This is a genomic window from Mesorhizobium sp. Arg314 (genome assembly GCF_053714275.1).
Window position 1 is genome coordinate 1 of record NZ_JBSKBP010000167.1, and the last position, 1,384, is coordinate 1,384.

1 pseudogene is annotated in these 1,384 nt (G+C 59.0%); it reads left to right on the top strand.

The window, feature by feature from the left end:
• Positions 1-94 precede the first annotated feature (94 nt).
• A pseudogene (locus ACWGS9_RS34850) lies at positions 95-1,384 on the top strand (hypothetical protein); the annotation flags it as partial.

A 1,384-nucleotide genomic window follows, 5' to 3' on the forward strand; every position in this document is an offset into this window, starting at 1 on the left:
CCCAGCATGAATGTTGAATCAGAACTGCGATGATTTGGGAATCCTACGACTCATATAAATCTCATCCCGCTCTAGCGTGTGGGGGATTTGACCAATGCCCCGCAATTCCAGTGGCATATTTACCCCGCCACCCGGCACCGCAGCGGTTTCCAACACGACAATCGGTAGCGCGCCGTACAACGCGCTGGTCGCCGATGTTGGCAACGAGCTGACAAACAGCTTGCCGACGACTGGCGTCAAGGCCATGGGCGCGAATCTGCCTATGGGGTCAAACCGGATCACCGGCATGGCTGATCCGATCGCATCGACAGACGGCGCGACCCGAAATTACGTCGACACAACCACGGCACCCATTGCTTTCGGCACTCGCTTTGTCGGCGGCACTACGACCGGCAGCGCAAATGCCCAAATACTTGCGGGCACGACGCCGAACACGTTTGCTTTGACGGCCGGCAACACGGTTGTTTGCACGCCCGGTTTTACGCCAACCGGCGGTACGACGCTTCAAGTCGGCGCAACAGCCGCAACCAATGTTCTTAAGCGCTCTCCGACGGGCCCGATCGCGCTCGCTGGCGGTGAGTTCGTCGCCAACCAGGAAACCAGTTTCACTTTTGACGGCACGCAATTTCTACTGAATGAGCCGAGCGGCAACATTCTCTTGCCGACCCTTCTGACGGATTCTGGGCCTTTCGAGCTGACTGGGGCCATATCGCCTGCTCCGTCGGGGACGGCCAATGATTGGGCACCGTCAGGCATTCAGACGGCGGCCGTCATTCGCGCAAATTTGGGCGGGGCCTTCACGATTACGGGCATTGCGGCACCAACATCGAACAACGGTCGCGTTCTTATTCTCGAAAATGTCAGCGCATCCAGTGCGATGACGTTGCTGCCTGAAAATACCAGTTCGGCGGCAGCAAACCGGCTTACCCTTCCGGCGCCGGTGGTGCTCTCCCCGGCGATGTCGGCAGTTTTGATCTATGATACCGCTACATCGCGATGGAGGCTGGCCAATCCTGTCACCGCAGCACCTCCGGCTGTCGCCCGCAAAAACCTGAAGATCGTCACGACCTCAGTTACGGCCGGCACGATAACAGCGGACGAACTGATCTTGGAAGACAGCCTCGGGATGACCTACCGGGCAACGTCTGTCAACGTCTCCTATGCGACCGGCACCTCTGGCGCGAACGGTCTCGATACGGGCTCGATCACGGCCTCGAACTGGTATTTCGAATGGGTGATCTACAACGCCTCGACCAATACCCTGGCGTCTCTGCTCTCCCTCAGCGCCGCCGCTCCAACGATGCCATCCGGCTACACCTTCAAGGCCCGCGTCGGCGCCTCCTACTTCGATGCCGGGTCGAAGCTGCGGTTCAAGATTCAGTAT